Origin of the sequence: Thomasclavelia spiroformis DSM 1552, from assembly GCF_025149465.1 — a bacterium.
Lineage (GTDB): Bacteria > Bacillota_I > Bacilli_A > Erysipelotrichales > Coprobacillaceae > Thomasclavelia > Thomasclavelia spiroformis.
Map to the genome: position 1 here is coordinate 230,873 of NZ_CP102275.1, position 24,722 is coordinate 255,594.

At 30.6% G+C, this 24,722-nt stretch carries 21 protein-coding genes and 3 pseudogenes; 21 read left to right on the forward strand and 3 right to left on the reverse strand.

Annotated elements, in window-relative coordinates; translation table 11 throughout:
* Window positions 1–30: 30 nt before the first annotated feature.
* Together NQ543_RS00950 and NQ543_RS00955 are read right to left on the reverse strand one after the other, a co-directional pair.
* Entirely contained in the window at window positions 31–1,620 is a 1,590-nt protein-coding gene (locus NQ543_RS00950) for a prolyl oligopeptidase family serine peptidase (RefSeq protein WP_004610676.1), read from the reverse strand.
* 64 nt (window positions 1,621–1,684) lie between these two features.
* Window positions 1,685–2,530 (reverse strand): AraC family transcriptional regulator, encoded by an 846-nt coding sequence (locus NQ543_RS00955; protein WP_004610675.1) that lies wholly within the window; start codon window positions 2,528–2,530, stop codon window positions 1,685–1,687.
* Between the two features lie 582 nt (window positions 2,531–3,112).
* Here NQ543_RS00955 and NQ543_RS00960 point away from each other — a divergent pair.
* The 21 genes and pseudogenes from NQ543_RS00960 to NQ543_RS01060 all read left to right on the forward strand — a co-directional run.
* Window positions 3,113–5,839: pseudogene (locus NQ543_RS00960) on the forward strand (glycoside hydrolase family 3 protein); the annotation flags it as partial.
* 6 nt (window positions 5,840–5,845) lie between these two features.
* Window positions 5,846–6,454 carry an LPXTG cell wall anchor domain-containing protein gene (locus tag NQ543_RS00965; RefSeq protein ID WP_259935718.1) on the forward strand — a complete coding sequence of 203 codons (609 nt, stop codon included), beginning with the start codon at window positions 5,846–5,848 and terminating at the stop codon, window positions 6,452–6,454.
* Window positions 6,455–6,662: 208 nt separating this feature from the next.
* The gene (locus NQ543_RS00970) at window positions 6,663–7,496 is read left to right on the forward strand and encodes an AraC family transcriptional regulator (protein WP_004610672.1); all 834 of its coding nucleotides are present in this window, start codon (window positions 6,663–6,665) and stop codon (window positions 7,494–7,496) included.
* A gap of 81 nt (window positions 7,497–7,577) precedes the next feature.
* Window positions 7,578–9,692 carry a prolyl oligopeptidase family serine peptidase gene (locus NQ543_RS00975; protein ID WP_083784304.1) on the forward strand — a complete coding sequence of 705 codons (2,115 nt, stop codon included), beginning with the start codon at window positions 7,578–7,580 and terminating at the stop codon, window positions 9,690–9,692.
* 372 nt (window positions 9,693–10,064) lie between these two features.
* Window positions 10,065–10,370, forward strand: a pseudogene (locus NQ543_RS00980) (transposase); the annotation flags it as partial.
* 17 nt (window positions 10,371–10,387) lie between these two features.
* Window positions 10,388–11,268 (forward strand): annotated as a pseudogene (locus NQ543_RS00985) (IS3 family transposase).
* Between the two features lie 527 nt (window positions 11,269–11,795).
* Complete coding sequence (locus NQ543_RS00990) at window positions 11,796–12,782, forward strand: mannose/fructose/sorbose PTS transporter subunit IIB (protein ID WP_004609500.1); 987 nt, start codon at window positions 11,796–11,798, stop codon at window positions 12,780–12,782.
* 12 nt (window positions 12,783–12,794) lie between these two features.
* Window positions 12,795–13,613: a PTS mannose/fructose/sorbose transporter subunit IIC gene (locus NQ543_RS00995; RefSeq protein WP_004609501.1), complete on the forward strand. Its 819-nt coding sequence runs from the start codon at window positions 12,795–12,797 to the stop codon at window positions 13,611–13,613.
* Window positions 13,614–13,635: 22 nt separating this feature from the next.
* Window positions 13,636–14,553: a PTS system mannose/fructose/sorbose family transporter subunit IID gene (locus NQ543_RS01000; protein WP_004609502.1), complete on the forward strand. Its 918-nt coding sequence runs from the start codon at window positions 13,636–13,638 to the stop codon at window positions 14,551–14,553.
* Between the two features lie 53 nt (window positions 14,554–14,606).
* Window positions 14,607–14,993: a DUF956 family protein gene (locus NQ543_RS01005; RefSeq protein WP_004610666.1), complete on the forward strand. Its 387-nt coding sequence runs from the start codon at window positions 14,607–14,609 to the stop codon at window positions 14,991–14,993.
* 230 nt (window positions 14,994–15,223) lie between these two features.
* Window positions 15,224–17,314 (forward strand): PTS sugar transporter subunit IIABC, encoded by a 2,091-nt coding sequence (locus NQ543_RS01010; protein ID WP_039904741.1) that lies wholly within the window; start codon window positions 15,224–15,226, stop codon window positions 17,312–17,314.
* A 2-nt stretch (window positions 17,315–17,316) separates the two neighbouring features.
* On the forward strand, window positions 17,317–18,147 hold the full coding sequence (locus NQ543_RS01015) for a PRD domain-containing protein (RefSeq protein WP_004610664.1): 831 nt from the start codon (window positions 17,317–17,319) through the stop codon (window positions 18,145–18,147).
* Between the two features lie 136 nt (window positions 18,148–18,283).
* Window positions 18,284–18,487, forward strand: a complete 204-nt coding sequence (rpmE, locus tag NQ543_RS01020; RefSeq protein ID WP_024722144.1) for a 50S ribosomal protein L31 — start codon at window positions 18,284–18,286, stop codon at window positions 18,485–18,487.
* Between the two features lie 118 nt (window positions 18,488–18,605).
* Window positions 18,606–19,355, forward strand: coding sequence for an MBL fold metallo-hydrolase (locus NQ543_RS01025; protein WP_004610662.1), 750 nt, complete (start codon window positions 18,606–18,608; stop codon window positions 19,353–19,355).
* Entirely contained in the window at window positions 19,345–19,824 is a 480-nt protein-coding gene (gene rlmH, locus NQ543_RS01030) for a 23S rRNA (pseudouridine(1915)-N(3))-methyltransferase RlmH (RefSeq protein WP_004610661.1), read from the forward strand. Before NQ543_RS01025 ends, rlmH begins: the two co-directional genes overlap by 11 nt.
* An 11-nt stretch (window positions 19,825–19,835) precedes the next feature.
* Window positions 19,836–20,132, forward strand: coding sequence for a hypothetical protein (locus tag NQ543_RS01035; RefSeq protein WP_004610660.1), 297 nt, complete (start codon window positions 19,836–19,838; stop codon window positions 20,130–20,132).
* Complete coding sequence (locus NQ543_RS01040; protein WP_004610659.1) at window positions 20,120–20,602, forward strand: peptidylprolyl isomerase; 483 nt, start codon at window positions 20,120–20,122, stop codon at window positions 20,600–20,602. The genes NQ543_RS01035 and NQ543_RS01040 overlap by 13 nt, the downstream gene beginning before the upstream one ends.
* Before the next feature lie 4 nt (window positions 20,603–20,606).
* Window positions 20,607–20,867, forward strand: a complete 261-nt coding sequence (locus NQ543_RS01045) for a glutaredoxin domain-containing protein (protein WP_039904738.1) — start codon at window positions 20,607–20,609, stop codon at window positions 20,865–20,867.
* 108 nt (window positions 20,868–20,975) lie between these two features.
* The gene (locus NQ543_RS01050) at window positions 20,976–21,590 is read left to right on the forward strand and encodes a GyrI-like domain-containing protein (RefSeq protein ID WP_004610657.1); all 615 of its coding nucleotides are present in this window, start codon (window positions 20,976–20,978) and stop codon (window positions 21,588–21,590) included.
* Window positions 21,591–22,142, forward strand: coding sequence for a phosphodiesterase (gene yfcE, locus NQ543_RS01055; RefSeq protein WP_004610656.1), 552 nt, complete (start codon window positions 21,591–21,593; stop codon window positions 22,140–22,142). It abuts the gene before it with no gap.
* Window positions 22,143–22,326: 184 nt separating this feature from the next.
* A complete protein-coding gene (locus NQ543_RS01060; RefSeq protein WP_004610655.1) occupies window positions 22,327–24,405 on the forward strand; it encodes a glutamine synthetase III family protein in 2,079 nt (692 codons plus the stop codon).
* Window positions 24,406–24,532: 127 nt separating this feature from the next.
* On the opposite strand, the gene NQ543_RS01065 is transcribed toward NQ543_RS01060, so the two are convergent.
* The gene (locus tag NQ543_RS01065) at window positions 24,533–24,712 is read right to left on the reverse strand and encodes a hypothetical protein (protein ID WP_004608942.1); all 180 of its coding nucleotides are present in this window, start codon (window positions 24,710–24,712) and stop codon (window positions 24,533–24,535) included.
* Window positions 24,713–24,722: the final 10 nt, after the last annotated feature.

Sequence of the window (24,722 nt, forward strand, 5' to 3'; positions counted from 1 at the left end):
ATGTTATGAGTTATATAGTTGTTTAAAATATTAATTAGTTATTTTTTCATTTTTGTTAATTGTAATTATAATTATTAAAGAAATAATCATAATACTACCAGTCAATACAGTATTAACTGAATCTCCTGTTTTTATAGACGTTGCTATGTTATTAGATGTTAATGAACTGTTTTCATCAATAAATGGTAAAACTGTATCAGCAATATCATATCTAATGTTTGTTGTTAAATTACGAGATAGTGAAGTATAATTTAGTACACCTTTTTGTGTTGCAAGATCTAAAACAATATTTCCTTGTTCATTAACACTTACTTTTTCAACATCAATATTAATAGGGTTATCAACTGTACCAAAAATTCCTTCTGATTTTACATTATCAACTGCTAAACCACTAGCATCTGTATTATATCCAGTAATTTTAAACATTTCTGGTGTCAATTTTGTAGAATCGATCTTTTTGCCATTCATATTAATTTCAATAGAAGTTATTTTTTCTCCGCTATTTGTTACAGTAGCAATTAAGTTGTAAGTATATGTATTGGCTTTATCTACTGGTTGAGATACTTGATTACTAACTAATTTGGGTTGATATGTATTAGTTGATGTTGATAGTGATTTAAACCAAGTGATGGTATCTAATCCGGTATTAGTTGATGCATACACATCTCCGTTTAACATTTTTATCCATGACCAATGCCCACTACTATAAGTTTCATCAGGATAACTAACATTTTCAATTAAACCACAATATACATCACCATCTAATCCGTTAGTTTCACGATAATTTTTAATAGTATTATAAGCTAATTCTGTCCATTTATAATAAATAGTTGGATCATTATAACAATGAACCATAAAAATTGGTACATTACTTTTTGCAATATTTTCTAGCCAAATATTATAATTATTTAAATATTGATCATAATCATTAGGTTTTTTAAATGTTTTTCCGTCAGTATATGAGTCATTAGCATCTAAATATTCAGTAGCATTACTATAATCGCCACCAAGACCTTCGATATATTGGTCATTTTTAGCAATTGCAGAACAAGAAATTAAAGCACCTGAAAAATAATTACCATACGTAGCTAACATTCTTTGAGACATTAGTCCACCAGCTGAAAGTCCAGAAATAAATACTTCTTTAATATTAAATTCATCAACTGCTTGATCAATAATGGCTTTTGCTTGTTGGGTATAATCATTGTACCAATAATCAGGTGCTTGGAAAGCTAATACATATGCACCTTTAAAAGCGCTTTGTAACTCGTCAGTTGTGTATGTAACTGCTAAACGATTACCAGCTAGTTGAGCATAGTTATTACAAATGCCATCAACCCCACCTTCACCATTTCCATGAAATACTACAATTAATGTATCTCCAGATAGTGGTTTGTAAATTTTTGAAGCTATGCTTGTATAATTTCCAGCACTTCCTTCAACATTACTATAAGCTTCAAATTGATCTGTTTCATAATTAACATATCCAAATGTATTTGCAGTATTTACATTTTGGATAAATTCACTGTTTATATCTAATGCATTAAGATTAGATGTAAACATTGTTGCAATTAACATTGCAGAAATAAATGATAATAAAAATTTTTTAATTCTTTTCATAATATCCTCCTTTTCGTGTTTACTTTAGCATAGGAGAATATTCATTTATTGTTATATATTTATTTTAATCTTCATTAATCTTTATATATTGTTTTTTTCGATATTGTTTTGGGGTAATTTTATATATTTCTTTAAAAATACGATTAAATATTTGAATATTTGCAAATCCGTTATTTAGTGCAATTTCAACAATGGTATTATTTTTATATTTTAAATCTGATAAGCAATGTTCTAAACGAACATTACGTAAATATTCAAAAATTGTAATACCGGTTTTCTTTTTGAAAATATTTGATAAGTATGATTTATTATAATTAGTAATAAGTGCTAGTTTATCTAATGTTATTTTTTGCTGATAATGTTGATTAATGTATTTTATGATAGAAATAACTAATTCATAACTTTCATCATCATGTTTTTCTTTAATATAAAATCCATCAACAATTAATTTCTCAGCTAAGATTTTAATAATTTTTAAAACAATAATATGTGCATCCAATAAGTTGTTTTTTTCATGAGCAGTAACTAATTTAAATAAATAATCAATAATTTCTTTACTAGCGTCTAAATTTGTTTTTAGACTAAAACCATGATCTTTACATTTAGGACAAATACTATCTATATAATCTCGATCAATCAATAAAACAATTCCTTCTAATCCATTTTTAACATCTATATCGTGAATTACTCCTGAATTGACTAATAAAAGTGTCCCAGTTGGAGCAATAATTTTTTCATCTTCCATACATTGTACTTTTAATCCTTTCACAACATAGGTAATCTCGATGCTATTATGACAATGATAATCGATATAATTGTCTTTATCGTGATGGGTGTGAAGTAAAGTATAAAATGTATTTTTTGAATAATTAATTCTTTCATGCTTACGCACAACTATACGTTCTCTCATTGTTTCTTATTTTATTCCTTTCGCATATAAACTTTTTTAAATATCAATAAATGATATAGATGTTTTTCGTAAAAATAATATCATGTATTACTTGATTCATAAAGTTATAATAAGTAATTAAACACAATACCTTGTTTAAATTTTAGTTTGCAAATTCAGTAGTTATAAATGGATAAAATTTAGTTAAATTAAAAATTTAACCGTATACTATTTACATTTTAGTAAATATTTTTTATAATTTAGACAGTTAAATAAGTTGTTAAATAGTGTGTAACTAGTAATGTAGGCATTAACTATACTCAACCTTAGAAAGTTTATGACTTTGTAGGATTAGTATTGTTAATGCCTTTTTTAATAGAAATGCGCGCTTTCTATTAAACATTAGCTAGAAATTATTTGCAACTTAATCGTGAAAGGAGAGAAAGCATGAAAAAAACATATAAGCGAGTGCTTGCAACTTCTATGTCAGCTGCACTTGCGATGACAAGTATGGTTCCAGCATTTGCTAAAACAACTGATGGTAGTATTTCAGCACGTGAAGAAAAAAATGCTGAACTTTCAATGAACCTTGCGACACAAGGAATGGTTTTATTAGAAAATAACAACAATGTTCTTCCGATGGCATCAAGTGGAAATGTTGCATTGTTTGGTGGAGGTGCAGTAAAAACAGTAAAAGGTGGTACTGGATCAGGTGATGTTAATCAACGTAGTGTAACAAGTGTATGGGATGGATTTAAAAATGCCGGATATAATGTTACATCTGAAAATTAGTTAAATGAATTTGAAGCATATTATGATGAAGAAACAGGTGGCTCATCTGGAGGTCTATTGGGATCACCAAAAGTAGAAGATACACTTATTAGTGATGCTCAAATTGAAGAAGCCAAACAAGATGGAACAACTACTGCAGTTTATGTAATTGCGCGTAATTCGGGGGAATTTGCGGATCGATTAGATGCAGAAGGTGATTATCAATTATGGAGTAATGAAGAAGAAAACTTGAAAAAAGTGGTAGCTAACTTCGATAATGTAATTGTTGTATTGAATGTTGGAGGAATTATTGATACTAAATTCTTCCATGAAATTGAAGGATTAGATAGTTTATTACTTATGTCACAAGCTGGTATGCGCGGTGGTGACGCTGTTGTAAAAGTACTAAATGGTGAAGTTACACCATCAGGAAAACTTACAGATACATGGGCAGTAAATTATGAAGATTATTCATCATCAGAAACTTTTGGTAAAAATGATGTAAATACTACACAAGAAGATTATACAGATGATATTTACGTAGGATATCGTTATTTTGATACATTTAATGTAACACCTGCATATGAATTCGGTTATGGTTTATCATATACAGATTTTAATATTGATGTTAAAGATGTAACTGTAGATGAAGAAAATGTAACAGTCGATGTTAAAGTAACAAATGTAGGAAAACAATATTCTGGAAAAGAAGTAGTAGAAGTATACTTCTCTGCACCGGATGGGGCTCTTGAAAAACCATATCAAGAATTAGCAACATATGGAAAAACAGATACATTGGCACCTGGTGAGTCACAAACATTGACATTATCATATGCAACTACTGAAATGTCTGCTTATTCAGAAGATTTAGCAGCATATGTAATGGAAGATGGAGATTATTTAGTTAGAGTTGGAAATAGTTCAAGAAATACAAGTGTAGAAGCAGTAATTAACTTAGATTCAAATAAAGTAACAGAACAATTAAGTAATCAAATGGTACAAGATGAAGAAATAGACACTTTATCAAATGAAGGTGCTACACCATATACATATGAAGGAGAAGCTGAAGAAATTGCAAAAGCTGAAAGATTTGAACTTGATGCAAATGCAATTGAAACAGTAAATAATGCTTCAGAATATGATGATGAAAGTGTAATCTCATATGTTTATGAAGGCAGTGATTATACAGTAGTGGATCAAGAAGCTAATCCACGTTATACAAAAGCTCCAAGTGGAAACAATACAACTCCAAGTCAGTTGATTGAACCATATGAAGAAACTATTCAATATGTAGAAAAAACAAAAGAAAATCCAACATTATTAGATGTATATCAAGGAACTGTAACAATGGAAGAATTGCTTGCAAGTCTTTCTGTTGAAGAAATGTCTAATATTGTTGAAGGACTTGGATGGGGTGGAGGTAGTGAACCAATTATCGGTGCCCAAGCAAATAGTGTAAAAGGTGCTGCAGGTGAAACTACATCTAAATATTATGAAACAAGAGCTATTCCAAATACAGTATTAGCAGATGGGCCAGCAGGAATTCGTATTACTCAAAGTTATGAAGAAGATGGAACAACTTATTATCAATATTGTACAGCTTTCCCAATTGGAACATTAATTGCACAATCTTGGGATAAAGACGTTGCAAAACAATTTGGTGAAGCTATTGGAGAAGAAATGCTTGAAATGGGTGTAACTATGTGGTTAGCGCCAGGTATGAATATTCATAGAAATCCATTATGTGGACGTAACTTCGAATATTATTCAGAAGATCCATTAGTAGCAGGAGTAACTGCAGCTTCAACAACATTAGGTGTTCAAAGTCATGAAGGTATTGGAGTTACATTGAAACATTATGCAGCAAACAATCAAGAAGATAATCGTAATGCAGTTAATAACACAATTACAGAACGTGCTTTACGTGAAATTTATTTAAAAGGATTTGAAATTGCAGTAAAAACTGCTAACCCAATGGCGCTTATGACATGTTATAATTTAAATAATGCTATGCCAGGTGCTGATGACTATGATTTATGTACAGATATTCCTAGAGGAGAATGGGGATTCAATGGATTGATTATGACAGACTGGGGTGGAGGACAATCAACACCAGTAAACTCTATGCATGCTGGAAATGACTTAATTATGCCAGGTGGATCTTCAAAATCAATTGCAGAAGCAACTGGAGTAACACTTCCATTAGGAGATTTACAAAAAGCAACTCGTAATGTATTAAATGTAATTATGGATTCAACACAATTTAAGAAAATTGGTGTTGAAAATGGTGTAGAAGTAGAAATTGGTAAATTTACTGAATCTGCAGGATTAGGATTATTCTTAGATGTAACAAAATCAGAAGTAACATCAGTAAATAAAACAGCATTGCAAATCGCAGTAGATGTAGCAAGCAATATAGCAGATGAAGAATTAGAAAACGTAGTACCAGCTGTAGCAAATGAACTTAAAGCAGCATTAGAAGAAGCAAAAGCAATCTTAGAAGATGCTACTGCAGAACAAGAAACAGTAGATGCATCATTTGATCGTTTAGCAACAGCTATCCAAATGCTAGATTTCATTAAAGGAGATAAAGCAGCATTACGTTCATTCATCACAAAAGTAGAAAATACAGTTGAAGAAGAATATACACCAGCTACATGGACAGCATTTGCAGCAGCATTAGGAACAGGAAATACAGTATTAGCAAATGAAAATGCAATGCAAGAAGAAGTAGATAATGCATATACTAATTTAGTAAAAGCATATTTGAACTTAAGATTAGTACCAAATAAAGATAAATTAGAAGATCTAATCAATCAAACAAAAGCATTAGTAGCAGCAAATTATACAGCTGATACATGGAAAAATGTAAGTGATGCATTAGTATTAGCAGAAAATGTAATGAGCAATGAAAATGCAACAAGTGAAGAAGTTGCAAATGCCGAAACTGTATTAACAAAAGCAGTAGAAGGATTAGTAGTAAATAATACGCCAGTAACTCCAAGTACACCAGCTGTAGACAATACAGTAGACAGTACAGTAAAAACACCAGTAAACAGTGGAGATACAACAGCAAGTGTAAAAACAGGAGATGAAAGCTTAACAGGATTATTTGGAGGAATCACATTATTAAGCTTAGCTGGAGCAGTATTACTTAAAAGAAAAGAAAATTAGTAAATAGATAACAGAAATGTTTTTCTCAAAAATATAGACAGATTTCCTTGTAAAAACTCATAGAAATGAAATTCATTTGCTATGAGTTTTTTTATAAAAATAAAATTAATGAGATAGGTAAAATACGATTATAAATAAAGATTAATTATATGATAAATAATGTTATACTGTTAAAATAAAAGCTAATAAAAATGGATGTGATTAATAGATGTATAAATATGAAAAAATTGTATATAATGACAATTTGCCTATAAAATTATATGATTTTTTTAATGAAGAAAGTGAAGGAAATATAATTGAAAAACATTGGCATAGTAGTATTGAAATTTTAATACCTTTATATGGCAAATTTGAATTATGGGTGAATGGAATCAATGTGGAGATAAGTGCTGGAAAAGTATACATTATTAACTCAAAAATTATTCATGCTATTAATGGAATAAAGGATGAAAAAATATATAAAGGGTATGCTTTACAAATTAGTTATGATTATATGAAAGAATGTTGCCCACAAATAGATATATTTTCTTTTCAACAACCCGATGAAAAAGTTAATAAAGCATTAATGCGTACTTTAATAGAGATAATTAGATTTTATGAAAGTAAGGAAAAGTATAATGATATAAGAATGAAAAGTTATCTTCAAAAAGTTGTATTTATTTTATTAAGTAAATTATCTAGAGAAAAAAGTGATTGCTTAAAATTGAAAGACAATAAGTGCAAAAATAAGATTGTAAAAATTACAAAATATATAGAAGATAATTATCAAAATGAGCTGACAGTACAACAAATTGCAGATACATTTAAAATATCATCAGGATATCTATCTAAATTATTTAAAGAAAATTTAAATTTAACAGTGAAAAAATATCTATATCAAATAAGGTTGGAACATGCAGAAGAAGAATTGATTGAAACTGATTATTCAATTATTGATATTGCCTTTGAAAATGGCTTTCCAAATACTAAATCATTTTGTCAAATATTTAAACGGAAAAATCATATGACTCCAGCAAAATTTAGAAATATGATGAGAAAATGACGCTATTTAGTAAAAAAATTGCCCTATTTAGTATAGAAAATTTTTATATAATATATATATTAGAAAGAAAGGAGAATAAAGATGCTAAAAAAATTAATGAGTTGCCTGATTTGTATGCTCATGGTCATTGGAATATGTAAAACCCCTACAATGGCTATAAGTGAAGTTACAGCATCAGGAACACAAAAAGCGTATATTGTTGGTGATGACTGGGGACCAGCAGTAACAAAAACAGTAATCGAATTAGATAAAGCGATTGACAGTAGCTCAGTCAGTAAAGAAAAATTCAATGTAGTAGAAGAAAAACAATCTTATACAAATCAACCAGTAGCTAGAACAGTGACAGATGCATATACATCTGATGCTAATGGTAATAAGGTTGAAAGCAGTTCAAACTATATTACAATTGAAATGTATGTTTCACCAAGTGAAGGATCACCATTCTTCTATGATTTCATGAGCGGAAGAAATGTATGGTGCGAAACATATAAATTAAATGTATCATTAGTAGATGGCATGACATTGACAGCTGGAGAAGAAACAGTTAATGCATTAGCAATTGAAGCAGACATCAATGTATCAGACCCAGCTGAAAGAATCTGTCCACAGTTAGATGGTTTTGATACAACAAAAACATATACTGCAACAGATGGAACAACATATTCATATGCAGAATACTTACCGGCAGAAGATAATCAGAAAAATGCATTAGTAATCTGGTTACATGGAGCAGGAGAAGGTGGAGTAGATCCAACAATCGATTTACTTGCAAATGAAGTAACAGCATTAGCAGGAGATGAATTCCAAGAATTATTTAAAGGAGCATATGTATTAGCACCACAATCACCAACAATGTGGATGGATGATGGTACAGGGGCTTATCAAAATGGAGACAAGGGATCATGCTATGCAGAAAGCCTATTTGAATTGATAGAAACATATGTAAAATCAAATGAAGATATCGATACAAATCGTATAATCATCGGAGGATGTTCAAACGGTGGATATATGACAATGGAAATGATTTTAAAACATCCAGATTATTTTGCGGCAGCATATCCGATTTGTGAAGCATTCCAAGATCAATATATAAGCGATGAACAAATAGAATCAATCAAAGATATGCCAATCTGGTTTACATATGCAAAAACAGATAGAACAGTAAATCCAGAATTATGTACAGAAGCAACAGTAGCAAGATTAATAGAAGCAGGAGCAAAAAATATTCATGTATCAGCATTTGAAGATGTACATGACACAACAGGAAGATTTACAAATGCAGATGGAACACCATATACATATGATGGACACTGGTCATGGGTATACTTTGATAACAACGAATGCTATGATGAAAATGGAGTAAATGCATGGCAATGGCTTGCAAAACAAAATAAAGTGAGTGGAGAAGTTGTAGACAAAACAGCATTAAAAATTGCAGTAGATCTAGCTAATGCAATTACTGATGAAGATTTAGCTAATGTTGTACAAGCAGTAGTTGATGAATTCAAAATGGCAAGAGATGAAGCTAATGCAGTATATAATAATGTTAGTGCTACTCAAGAAGAAGTAAATAATGCATTTGATAGGCTTGCTAACGCTATGCATATGTTAGACTTTAAACAAGGCGATAAAACAGCATTAAAAGCATTTATCGATAAAGTTAGCGGATTAGAAGCTGCTAAATATACAGAAGCTACATGGACAGTATTTGAAACAGAATTAAATGAAGCAGTAGCAGTATATGAAGATTTAAATGCAATGCAAGAAGAAGTAAACAATGCATACAGTGAATTAGTAACAGCATTCTTGAACTTAAGATTAATTCCAGATAAGAGCTTATTAGAAGAATTAATCAATAAGGCAGAAGGATTAAACGGAGTAAACTATACAAAAGCATCATATGCTGCAGTAGAAAATGCTTTATTAACAGCAAAAGCAGTATATGAAAATCCAAATGCAACACAAGAAGTAGACAATGCAAAAGCAACATTAGAAAAAGCAATAGCCGGATTACAAGCAAATCCAAGTACACCATCAAATGTAGACAATACAGTAAAAACACCAGTAAATAATGGTGATACTACAAGTGTAAAAACAGGTGATGATGTTAATATGTTAGGAACATTAGCAGGGCTTGCGTTATTAAGTATTGTAGGAGCTAAAGTTCTTAGAAAAAAAGAAGATTCATGTAATTAACGTAAAGGATGCTTTTAATAATTAAGTGCTTTAGTGAAAATTGCTCTAAAATGTAAAGGGAATATTGATTATGATCAATATTCCTTTTTAAAATACCTATCGCTTTTAAAAGAGGGAGATGCGGATAATTTCTTGGGTCAGAAATAACGTATTGGAAGAAAATTTATGTCATATACAAAATAAGAAAAACAACTAGCACTTTCAGTATATGATCAAACCGGTTCAATGGCTAAAGTAATCAATAAACTAAGGTATCCTACTAGATAAAATATGTATACATGGATTAAAAATAGAAATATCGAAATTAAGAAACTGAACCATGTTGATTATTGAGATACACCTGAGCACAGAAGACATCCATCACTAGAATTAAAATTATCAATCATTCGTCGTTGCTTTCAAGAAGGAGAAGAGATAAAATCAGTATCAGAGGAAACTGGTTACTCAGGAGCGAGTATCTATCTTTGGAGAAGAAAATATGTTGTTGGAGGTGCATCTTCATTGGTCAGTAAAAAGAAACATTTACCTCGTGGTAAAATCATTACAGATACGTCCGGCCATGATTCTAGACAAGAAGAACTTGTATCAAAAATCAAAGAATTAGAAATGGAAAATGATATTCTTAAAGAGACAATTAAAATATTAAAAAAGATCAGGGCATCGATCAGTTTAATTTAAAAAACAAAGAAAAGACAATGATCATCGATGCCCTAAGAGATAAATATTCATTGTCATTGCTTTTGAAAAGGATGGATATTTCAAAAAGTAGTTATTGCTATCAGCATAAGATTATCTATTCAAAAGGAAAATACGAAGTGACAACTAATGAAATTATGCATTTATTTCATAAAAATGATAGCAGATATGGCTATCGAAGGATCTATGCCTTGCTGAAAAAACAAAATATCATTATATCCGAAAAAATTGTTAGAAGGATTATGAAAGAAAATCATTTGGTAGTTAAAATCAAAAAGACCAAGAAATACAGTTCCTATATAGGAGAAATTTCGAAAGCAGCTGAAAATCTTATTAACAGGAATTTCCATTCTGACAAACCTAATCAGAAAATGCTGACAGATATTACTGAATTTTCGATACCGGCTGGAAAGGTATATCTTTCACCAATCATAGATTGTTTTGATGGGATGGTGACTGCATGGAAAATCAGTACAAATCCAAATGCAGAACTCGTCAACAGTATGTTAGATGAATACCATAAAACACTGAAAAACGGAGAAAAGCCCATCATACACAGTGACCGTGGAGCGCATTATCGATGGCCAGAATGGATCAATAGAATGAATAGGTATGGATTTCAAAGAAGTATGTCCAGAAAAGGCTGTTCGCCAGATAACTCAGCATGCGAAGGGTTCTTTGGAAGAATGAAAAATGAAATGATATTAGTATAGAAGAATTTATATTTCTTATAAACGAGTATATTGTATGGTACAATACTAAAAGAATAAAGAAATCGTTAAATTATCTAAGTCCGAAAGAGTACAGACAATTACTGGATCTTGAAATAAAAAGGTCCAAGAAATTGTCCGCACCTCCGCCTGTAAATTATTTTGTGTAAAGTCTATTTCCAATGATATATAACTTCCCAATTACCATATGGGACATTTTATTTACTTGTTATTTTATTCTAAGCTAAGTACAAAGATTTAAATAAATTTTTAAGTATTACATTCTCTGTTATGTGATGTTCTAATTACTTATTGTATTTAAATACTTCACGATTTGCATTATTAACAGATTTCGATTATAAAATTCTGTTAAAAAATAACAAGTTTACATTTTTATAATATGAAGAATATATTAACTTTTTTAGTTAAATAATAACATTATTTTATGATATAATAAAAAAATCAACATAATCAGTAGACATAATTGATATTAAATGGTATAATTATAAATGTAAAAAGTGTGTAACTGGTCAAGCAGGCATTAACTATACAAAATTATATATTGAGTCTAGTAGACTTTGTATATTTTTGAGTACAGTTAATGTCTTTTTAATTGTTTGAGAGTTTTCTCAATAATATTAAGTTACATCGTTTTATGAAATTAATAAAAATTCATACTAAAAGGGAGGAGAAAAAGATGGTAGGAATTATTCTTGCTAGTCATGGAGAATTCGCAAACGGAATCCTACAATCCGGATCAATGATCTTTGGAGAACAGCAGGATGTAAAAGCTGTAACATTACAGCCTAGCGAAGGACCAGATGATTTAAAGGCAAAGATAGAAGAAGCAATTGCTACATTCGAAAATCAGGAACAGGTCTTGTTTTTAGTTGATTTATGGGGTGGTACACCTTTCAATCAATCTAATGGACTAATCGACGGACATGAAGACACATGGGCAATCGTTACTGGTTTGAACTTGCCAATGCTGATTGAAGCTTATGCTTCTCGTCTATCAATGCAAACTGCACATGAAATTGCAAAACATATCGTAGAAGTTGCAAGAGAAGGTGTAAAAGTAAAACCTGAAAAACTGGAACCGGTAAAAGCAGCTCCAGCAGCTACAAAAGCAGCAGTTCAAGGAGCAATTCCGGAAGGAACAGTGATCGGAGACGGAAAGATCAAATATGTACTTGCACGTATCGATACACGTTTGCTTCATGGACAGGTAGCTACAACATGGACAAAGACAACAAATCCAAATCGAATCATCGTAGTATCAGATTCAGTAGCACGAGATGATCTTCGTAAGAAAATGATCGAACAGGCAGCGCCACCAGGAGTAAAAGCTAATGTAGTACCAGTTGATAAAATGATCAAGGTAGCTAAGGATCCACGATTTGGAAATACAAAAGCGATGCTGCTGTTTGAAACACCACAGGATGCATTGAAAGCAATCGAAGGTGGAGTAGAGATCAAAGAACTAAACATCGGATCAATGGCGCATTCAATTGGAAAAGTGGTTGTAAATAAAGCAATCGCAATGGATAAAGATGATGTAAAAACAATCGAGAAAATAAAATCGAAAGGAATCAAATTTGATATCCGCAAGGTACCAAGTGATTCAAAAGAAAATATCGATAATCTTCTTAAAAAGGCAAAAGCCGAATTAGGAAATGCTTAGGAGGAAATTATAATGTCAATCATAACAGTAATATTAATTATTATAGTTGCCCTGCTAGCAGGTATGGAAGGGGTATTAGATGAATTCCAGTTCCATCAACCACTAGTGGCATGTACCTTAATAGGTATCGTAAGCGGACATGCAACAGAAGGAATCATTCTAGGAGGTTCGCTACAGATGATTGCACTTGGATGGGCAAACGTAGGTGCTGCAATTGCACCTGATGCTGCACTTGCATCAGTAGCATCAGCAATCATCATGGTGTTAGGATTAGAAGGAGGAAGCACTGATGTGCAAACTGCTATTTCAACATCAATTGCAGTAGCAATTCCACTTTCAGTAGCTGGATTATTCTTAACAATGATCTGCCGTACAATTGCAATTCCAATGGTACACTTCATGGATGCAGCAGCAGAAAAAGGAAACATGAGATCAATGGAAATGTGGCAAATCTTAGCGATCTTATTACAAGGTGTCAGAATCGCAATCCCAGCAGCTGCACTTTGCTTCGTACCAGCATCAGCAGTAACAGGGGCATTGAATCAAATGCCATCATGGTTAGCAGACGGTATGACAATCGGTGGGGGAATGGTAGCAGCAGTAGGTTACGCAATGGTAATCAACATGATGTCAACAAAAGAAACATGGCCATTCTTTGCACTAGGGTTCGTACTAGCAGCAATTGGAGAATTAACATTAATTGCACTAGGGGCAATTGGAATCGCATTAGCATTAATCTATTTAGGATTAAAAGAAAATGGCGGATCTAATGGAGGAAACGGAGCCGGAGGTTCTGGAGACCCATTAGGAGATATCTTAAACGATTATTAATCTTGAAGGGAGAAAAATAAACATGGCAGAAAAATATAAGTTAACAAAAAAAGATCGTATGTCTGTTGCATGGCGTCATCAGTTCCTTCAAGGTTCATGGAACTATGAACGTATGCAAAACGGAGGATGGTGTTATTCAATAATACCAGCCATCAAAAGACTATATCCAAATAAAGAGGATCAAATAGAAGCATTAAAGAGACATATGGAATTCTATAATACACATCCATATGTATCAGCACCAGTAATGGGTGTAACATTAGCGTTGGAAGAAGAAAGAGCAAATGGAGCAGAAATCAACGACCAGGCAATCCAAGGGGTTAAGGTCGGAATGATGGGGCCATTAGCCGGAGTAGGGGATCCAGTATTCTGGTTTACATTAAGACCGATATTAGGTGCCTTAGGAGCATCACTTGCATTAAGCGGAAATATCGTGGGGCCATTACTATTCTTCTTTGCATGGAACATAATCAGAATGGCATTCATCTGGTATACACAAGAATTCGGATACAAAGTAGGAACATCAATAGCGAAAGACTTATCAGGAGGGCTATTAGGAAAGATCACACAAGGGGCATCACTATTAGGGATGTTCATAATCGGATCACTGGTACAACGCTGGGTAAGTATTTCATTTACACCAACAGTATCAGAAGTAACACAATCAGCAGGAGCATTCATTGACTGGTCAAATCTGCCATCAGGAGCAGAAGGGATCAAGTCAGCATTGACAACATACAGTCAATTGGGAGCTTCAGCATTGGATGAAGTAAAAGTAACAACATTACAACAAAACTTGGATCAGTTAATTCCAGGGCTTGCAGCATTATTATTAACATTACTATGCTGCTGGCTATTAAAGAAAAAAGTGTCACCAATCATAATAATCATCGCATTATTCATAGTAGGTATTGGAGCACATTTAATAGGAATCATGTAAAAGAAAAGCTCGGGGAAACCGAGCTTTTTATACAGAGAAATAGGAGAATACAGATGGTACAGTCAATGAATACAAAAGTAGACTATACAGTAGCGGCGACATCATATCTGGGGATGGCGAACTATGGGAAGGTGATGATAGGGGACAAGGCATTTGAATTCTATAATGAAAAGAATCTCAAGGACTATATCCAGATACCATGGGAAGAGATAGACTATGTGATGGCATCAGTAAACTTTAAAGGGAAATGGATACCGCGCTTTGCGATAGTGACGAAGCAAAACGGAAGGTTTACATTTTCAACAAGAGACAACAAGGCGACATTGAGAGCAGTAAACAAATATATAGAATCGAACCGGCTGGTAAAGTCACTGAGTTTCTTTCAGGTAGTAGGCCGAGGACTGAAGAGACTGTTTAGAATCAAGACGAAGAAAAAATAATATTAATACTTATATTGAAAATATCCTTTTGTTGTAAATATGGGATATTTTTATTTTTTTTTTATAAAAAGATTAATTTTTTTTAAATAAAAATTTATTTTTTTAATTATTTAGTATAATATAGTAATAACGGGATATTTTTAAATTATATAAAAGCAGTATTACGATATATACTGTATCGTAAAATTATATTTAAATTTGGGATTTAATTTTATGATATGGAGGGAAAAATGAAAAATAGAATATTAAGTACAATGCAGCGTATTGGCAAAAGCTTTATGTTACCTATTGCAATATTGCCAATTGCGGGATTGTTGCAAGGAATTGCAATGGCATTGACTAATCAGTCAATGATTGAAGCATATCAGCTTGAATCAGTTTTGGGAGAGGGGACATTGATTTATTCTTTTATGCTTATTTTAAAAAATGTTGCAAGTGCAATATTTGATGATTTGCCATTAATTTTTGCTGCTGGTGTTTCTTTGGGAATGGCAAAAAAAGAAAAAGGAGTCGCAGTGTTATCAGCAGTCATTGCCTTTTTTGTTATGCATACAACAATAAATTCAATGTTGATGATTGATGGACAGTTATTATCTGATGGAACTGTATCTAGTGATGTTATTCAAGGTACAATAACTTCAATGTGTGGTATTCAAACTTTAGAAATGGGCGCCTTTGGAGGAATTTTAGTAGGCTTAGGAGTCTCTTTTTTACATAATCGTTATTATAAAATTGAATTTCCTGATGTTTTTTCTTTTTTTGGAGGAACACGGTTTGTACCAATTATTTCTACATTAGTATTTATTATAGTTGGCATAATAATGTTCTATATTTGGCCAATTATCCAAAATAGTATATATTCATTAGGTCATTTTATTACGGGAACAGGATATATTGGCACATTTATCTTTGGAATTATTAAACGTTGTTTAGTTCCTTTTGGGCTTCATCATTTATTTTATTTACCATTTTGGCAAACTGCAGTTGGTGGTACTATGGTTGTGGATGGGACGATAGTACAAGGAGCACAAAATATATTTTTTGCACAAATGACTGATCCTAATCTAGTCCATTATAGTGTTGAAGCAACAAGGTATTTTACTGGAGAATTTATTTTTATGATTTTCGGGTTACCAGGAGCAGCTTTGGCTATGTATCAATGTGCTGATTCTAAAAATAAAAAAGCATGCGGAGGTTTATTGTTATCAGCAGCCTTAACTAGTATGTTTACTGGTATCACAGAACCAATTGAATTTTCTTTTATATTTGTTGCACCAATTTTATTTGGAGTTCAGGTTTTATTAGCAGGTAGTGCATATATGGTTGCACATATTTTAAATATTACAGTTGGGTTAACATTTTCTGGTGGTTTAATTGACTTTATTATGTTTGGTGTTCTACAAGGACAAAGTAAGACTAATTGGATGATGATCATCCCTGTAGGTATTGTTTATTTTTTATTGTATTATATAATATTCAAGTATTTAATTATAAAATATAATCTTAAAACGCTTGGACGAGACGGTTATCAAGAGATTACAGTTTTTAAAAATTCAGAAAAGTCTAAAGATGAAAATAATACAGTTGATTTACAATCAGTTTATGTAATCAAAGGATTAGGAGGACGTAGTAATTTTAAAGAACTTGATTGTTGTGTAACGAGATTACGTGCAACAATTTTAGATATGAATAAGATTGATGAGGGGTTATTGAAACAATCTGGTGCTGCTGGTGTTGTTTGTAGTGGGGAAGTTATTCAAGTTATATATGGACCACGTGCTTCGATTATTAAGGCTAAATTAGAGGAATATTTAGAAAATAATCGAGATGATGATATTGAAAGTAGTATAGTTGATAATAATATTTATGAACTTAATAGTATTGTTAATGGCGTGGTTAAAGAATTAAGTGATTCCAAAGATGAGATGGTGGCTAAAAAGTTATTGGGTGATGGACTAATAATATTACCAGAGGATAATATTATTAGATCTCCATGTAAGGGTAAAATAACAATGATTTTTCCAACTAAACATGCTATTGGGATTACACTTGAAAATAACTTAGAATTATTGATTCATTTTGGTATTAATACAGTTGCTTTAAATGGAAAAGGATTTGAACTTTTTGTTGAAAATAATCAGGATGTTATGCCTGGAGATATATTATGGAAAGTTGATCTTGACTATATTAAAGCTAATGCTGTAAGTGAAGAAATTATGATTATTGTTATAAATGCATCAAAAGATACGGAATTTGTGAAATTATATGGGTATAAAGAGCAAGGTGAATTAATTGGATTTATTAAAAAGGAGGAACGTTGACAATGTATGAGATTGTAAAAGTATTGAATAACAACACGCTTTTAGCTTTAAAAGATAATCAGGAAGTTATTTTTTTAGGTAAAGGAATAGGATTTAAAAAGAAGGTTGGAGAGTTATTTCAACCAGATGAGCAATGTCAAGAATATGCATTGGTAGAAAAAGGAAATGGAAAAAGAAATATAGAAAAAGATATCGTTAGTATTAATCCTATCTTTATCGAAATAGCGTCAGAAATTATTCGTTTAGCTAAAATACAATTTGATCATGTTGACGAAAAAATATTATTACCATTGGTTGATCATATCGAATTTGCAATTTCAAGGTTAGAAAATAAAATGGAAATAAATAATCCTTTTACTAAAGATATAGAATTACTTTTCCCAGAAGAATATAAGATAGCTTTAAAAGGGCGAGAAATCATTGAAAAATATACTCAGTATAAAATTCCTGATAATGAGGTTGGATACATTACATTACATGTTCATTCAGCAATAAGTACAAGTAAAACAACTGAATCAATTCAAGTAATGGAAGTTATTCGTGAAAATATTGATCAGTTAAGAAAAGATTTAAGAATTACTATTGATGAAAATTCAATTTCTTATACACGTTTAATGAATCATCTCAAATATTTATTATTAAGATTAGATACTAAAGAAAAATTACAAATGGATATTAGTGATTTTACAAAAACTAAATTTCCGTTTGCATATGAACAAGCAACAAATATGTGCCAACAGCTATCAAAAGTATTAGATAAAGAAATTCCAGAAACAGAGATAGGTTATTTAGCTTTACATTTGGAACGTATTTTATCATTGGAATTAAAATAAGAGTGTTTAATTAATAAATTGTTATTTTGTGGAATAAAATTTAAAATTTACTTGAAAAAATAAGATATTAATGTTATCATACATAAGAAACTTACTTTGTAGTAAAGAAGACTATAAGGCGGAAGGAGATAAAAAAATGAAAAAAGGAATTCATCCAAATTACAAAAAAGTAAAAGTAGTTTGTACTTCTTGTGGAAACGAATTTGAAAGTGGATCAGTTTTAGATGAAGTACGTGTTGATACTTGCTCAAATTGTCATCCTTTTTATACTGGTAAACAAAGATTTGCTAGTGCAGATGGACGAGTTGATAAATTTAATAAAAAATACGGATTCAAATAATTTAAAAATTAAGGGGCTTAGTCCCCTTTTTTGATTTATTTATTAAAAAATTATTCATTAACTGTAAACAAAAAATATTTATGTTATAATACTTTTACAAAAAAGAGGGAGTGAGTAGATGCAATTTCATGTTTTAGCGAGTGGTTCTAAAGGAAATAGTACTTTTATTTTTGATGAAGGAATTGGAATATTAATTGATTGTGGAATCAGTAGAAAACAGCTATTATATAAATTAAATAACTTGGGTTTTAATGAAAATAATATTAATTATGTACTTTTAACACACGATCATTATGATCACAATAAAAATATAAATATATTTGATAATAAGATATGTTATTGTGGTAAAGGGTGTATAAAAGATATTGATACTGCTCATGAACTAACCCCATATAAATCATTTAATTTAGCACATTATGAAATTATGCCTTTAAGTATTTCTCATGATGCTACAAGTCCTCTAGCATATGTCATTAAAGGAAAAAAAGAAAGTATTTTATATATGACAGATACAGGATACGTTTCGCAAAAAAATCGACAATATATTAATAATTTAGATTATTATATTATTGAAAGTAATCATGATGTTGAAATGCTAATGAAAACTAATCGTCCTTATTTTTTAAAGCAAAGAATTCAAGGAGATGTAGGTCATTTAGATAATGTTTATAGTGCCAGATTAATGGTTGAATTGATTGGTGATAGAACTAAGGAGATTGTTTTAGCACATCTAAGTGAAGAAGCTAATAGTGAGCAAGTAGCATTAACAACATATATGAAAATTTTTTATGAATATAATCTAGATTTTAATAACATTAAAGTTGCTAGTCAGGTTAATGTTATTAGTGGGGGAGATTATGAAGATTAAAATAATATGTGTTGGTAAATTAAAAGAAAAGTATTTAGTAGCTGGAGTAAATGAGTATATAAAAAGATTAAAAGGGTATTGTAAAGTTGAAATATACGAAGTAGCAGATGAAAGTATTCCTGATAATTGTTCACTTGCTAATGAGGTCATTATAAAAGATAAAGAGGGAATAAAGATTCTTGATAAAATAAAACAAGATGATTATGTTATTTTATTAGATGTTTCAGGTAATCAGATTGATTCAGTTGAATTGTCAAAACAAGTGGAAAGTTGTATGATAAATGGAAAAAGTACAATTGATTTTGTTATCGGGGGATCTTTAGGACATGGTTCTAAAATATTAGAGCGTGCTAATTATCGATTAAGCTTTTCAAAAATGACCTTTCCTCATCAGTTAATGAGATTGATTTTAGTAGAACAGATTTATCGAGCATTTAAGATTATGAAAAATGAAAACTATCATAAATAAGGAGACTAATAATGGAAGTAGGATTAGTTATTGCAATGTTTGTTTGTAATGCTTTGGCACTTAATTTTATGGTTAATGGCAAACATAAATTATCAGGTACTTTTAATATCATTAATTTATGTTTGATTGTAGCAACTGCTTATCAGTTTGAGTTAGTTGATTCAATTATCATGGTATTGATTATTTTTGCGATTTTAATTATTATTGGTTTGATTTTGAATAAGAAAAGAAAAGAGAGAAAGTTTGCAAATCAAATTATTGATGCGAAAATTGAAGAAAAGAGAGGAGAAAATAAATGGAAACAGTAAAAATTGCTATTGAAATGGAAGATGGAGAAGTAATGAAAGGAGAACTTTATCCTGAAATTGCCCCAATTACAGTTGAAAATTTTTTAAATTTAATTGATCAAGATTTTTTTGCAGGGTTAATCTTCCACCGTGTTATCCCTGGATTTATGATCCAAGGTGGTGGGTATGATAAAGACTTTAATCATCATGAAGCTAAAAGTATTAAAGGAGAATTTAGTAGTAATGGTGTAAAAAATGATTTGTTACATACACGTGGCGTATTATCAATGGCTCGTACAATGGTTCCAGATTCAGCTTCTTCACAGTTTTTTATTATGCATGAAGATGCTCCACATTTAGATGGGCAATATGCTGCATTTGGAAAAATTACTGAGGGACTAGAAATAGTTGATAAAATTGCCAATATGCCAAGAAACTTTCAAGATTGTCCTAATGAGCCAGTTGTTATTAAAACAATTAGAAGAGATTAGTAAAATGAAAATGTTTATTTTAGAAAATTGTCCACATTGTAAAAGAGCTCGTGCTTGGATTGAGGAATTGAAACAAGAAAATCCAATATATCAAAGTATTGAAATTGAATTAATTGATGAACAAGAAAACATTGAAATAGCTAATCGATATGATTATTATTATGTGCCTGCGTTATTTGATGGTAATATTAAATTACATGAGGGAGTAGCCTCAAAAGAAGGGATAAGAAAAATTTTTGATAAATATTTAAAAAATGATATATAAAAGCGCCAGGATAAGATATAATTAAAGGCGCTTTTGTCTTGAAGATATAATAAAATATTAGTTCTGTACCTTAAGAAGTAGAATAATGGTGAAAGAGGGCGATGAAATATGATAAAGTTTGATATAAAAAAAGAATATCCGCAATTGTATCGGGCGACTACTAAAAAGATTAGCCAAATAGTAGTGCCTAAGTTAAAATATATTGCAATAGATGGAATTGGTAATCCTACTGTTTTAGAATTTAAAGATAAGTCAAAATTAATGTTTGCAATTAATAAGTCTTTAAGAAAATATTATCAAAATGAAGGTATCACTTTTAGTGGATCTAAATTGGAGGGGATTTGGGATACATATGATAATAGTCATTTTGATGTAACAAGAAAACAAATGATAAAATATACTTTAATGATGTTACAGCCCCCTATATTAACAGAAGAAATATTAGAAAAAGTTAAGGCGGAATTATTAGCTAAAACAAATAATTCTTATATTTTAGATGTTTATTTCAAGGAATTTGAAGAAGGTGAATGTATTCAAATGCTACATATTGGACCTTATAATACAGAGATAAATTCTACTAAGGAAATTATGGAATATATAACTGTTGCTAATTTGAAATTAAGTGGATTTCATCACGAAATATATTTAAATAAACCAGAGTATGTAGCACCAGAGAATTTAAAAACAATTGTACGTTATCCAGTAAAGGAGGATTTAGTTTAAATGAAATTAATGTTTATATCTGATATACATGGATCATTTTATTATGCTAATGAAGCAATTAAAAAGTTTGAAAAAGAAAAAGCAGATAAGTTAATCATATTAGGTGATATTTTATATCATGGACCTCGTAATGATTTACCTAAAGAGTATGCTCCTAAAAAAGTTATTAGTTTATTGAATGCTTATAAAAATAAAATAATAGCTGTTCGTGGTAACTGTGATGCTGAAGTTGATCAAATGGTTTTAGATTTTCCAATTCGTAGTGATTATGCTACAATTGATGTTGATAATCATCATTTCTTTTTGACACATGGACATTTATTTGATGAGAATAATTTGCCTAATTTAAATAGTGGAGATATTTTTGTTTATGGACATATTCATAAACAAGTTATGAAAATAGAAAATGGAATTTATATTATTAATCCTTCTTCTATTTCTTTACCTAAAGAAGGTAATAATAGTTATGGTATCTATGAAAATGATGAATTTATGATTAAAGAGTTTGATAATAGCATTATTAAAAGAATAAAGTTTGAAAAGGCAATGTAAATTGTCTTTTTGTATATTTGATATTAAATAAAATATGTTATTGGTACTATTTAGATAATAAAATAATATTATATAAATAAAAAATTATCATTTTATTCACACTGAAAAAAAGTAACTGTATAATAACGGCATACAAACATATATGTAATATATAATTAATAAAAGTTATAAGGAGGGCTGTAAAATGGAAATGACTAGATTATTAGAGGATTATGGATGTTTAACATTTAGTGATGATGTAATGAAGGAACGAATTCCAAAATCTATTTATAAAGAGTTTCATGCATCTTTAGATAAGGGAGAAGAATTATCAAAAGAATGTGCAACAGTAATTGCTAATGCGATGAAAATATGGGCATTAGAAAATGGAGCAACACATTTTACTCATTGGTTTATGCCAATGACTGGATTAACAGCAGAAAAACATGATGCATTTATTGAACCGGATGGTTCTAAAGCAGTATTAGAATTTAGTGGAAAGACTTTAAGAAAAGGAGAGCCTGATGCTTCATCTTTTCCATCTGGAGGCTTAAGAGCAACATTTGAAGCTAGAGGATATACTGCATGGGATTGTACTTCGCCAGCATTTGTAAAGGATAGCAGTTTATATATACCAACTTTATTTTGTTCATATACAGGTGAGGCACTGGATAAAAAAACACCATTATTAAGATCATGTGATGCTTTATCAAAAGCTGCATGTAGATTATTACCATTATTAGGAGTTGAAGGTGTAACAAAAGTAACAGCATCAGTTGGTGCTGAACAAGAATATTTTTTAGTGTTAGATGAGTATTATCAGCAAAGAATGGATTTAAAATTAACTGGTCGTACTTTATTTGGCACAATGGCGCCAAAAGGACAAGAACTTGAAGATCATTACTTTGGTAGTCTTAAACGTAAAGTAGCAGCGTTTATGAAAGATTTAGACCATGAATTATGGAGGTATGGAATTCCTTCAAAAACAAAGCATAATGAAGTTGCACCAGCACAACACGAAGTGGCTTGTGTATATTCCAAAGTTAACATTACAACTGATAACAATCATTTATTAATGCAAATAATGCAAGATATTGCTAAAAAACATGGACTTCGTTGTTTATTGCATGAAAAACCATTTGCAGGTGTTAATGGATCTGGAAAACATGATAATTGGTCGGTTATTACTAATACTGGTATTAATTTATTTAATCCAGGAAATAATCCAGCAGAAAATAAACCATTTATAGCTGCACTTGCATGTACAATTAGAGCAGTTGATATGTATGCTGATTTAATGCGCATGAGTATTGCAAGCGCAGGAAATGATCATCGTTTGGGAGCTAATGAAGCCCCTCCAGCCATTATTTCAATGTTTTTAGGTGAGGATTTGGAAGCTCTTATTGATGAAATTTGTGAAGGTAAGGAAATTAAAAAAGCAAATACATCTCGTTTTGCAACAGGAGTATCAGTTGTTCCAACTTTTTCTAAAGATAATACAGATCGTAATCGTACTTCTCCTTTTGCCTTTACAGGTAATAAATTTGAGTTTAGAGGGGTCGGTTCTAGTCAATCCATTGCTGGACCAAATACAGTGTTAAATTCTATTTTTGCAGATTCAATGGAAGTTATGGCTGATGAAATTGATGGTGGTAAGTCATTTGAAACAGTGGTAAAAGAATTTATAACTAAGCATCGACGTATTATTTTTAATGGTGATGGTTATTCAGCAAAATGGGAAGAAAAGGCCAAAGAACTAGGATTGCTTAATAATAAAAATACAGTTGATGCATTAAATTGTTTAAAAGATCAAAAGAATGTTGATATGTTTAAACGTTTAGGTGTTTATAGTGATATTGAATTAAAAGCTCGTCATGAAATATTATTAGAAAGTTATATAAAAACAATTCAATTAGAAGGATTAACGGCTTTAAAGATGGCTAAAACCCAACTTTATCCTGCGGTTTGTGATTATTTAGCTAAGCTTTCTTCAGAAATTGTATCAATTAAAAATGCCGATTTAGATGCTGAATTCTTATTTAAAGATGCTAATAAATTAACTAAACAAGTTAAATTAATGAAAGAGGAAATGGATAAGTTAGAGCAAAATATTAAATTTGCACAAAATTTAGATGATAATATTGAAAAACAAGCAATTGTTTGGCGTGATTATGTATTTACATCAATGCAATCATTAAGAGAAATAACTGATATGATTGAAGAATCAGTTGATGCTAAATATTGGCCAATTCCTACTTATGTAGATTTATTGTTTGGAATTTAAGAGTTATAGGCAATGCTTATAACTTTTTTTATTTAATAAGAATTTGGATTCGTCAACGGGTATATTGTAAAAATAAAACTATAAGGGTACCTTTAAAATAAGGTACCCAAAAAAGTGTCAGAAAATATTATTTCCTGAACATGTTTTTATTACACTCTGGACATTGGCAGCTGTATCTTCTTTCTTTTGATCCGTTATGTAATTCTATTTCCAAAAATTCTTCCAGTATCCAATCAGGTACGTCTTCTTCATACCCGCATGATTCACATTTCATCCTGACCATTACATCATTTTCAATAAACTGCATAAGTTCTTCA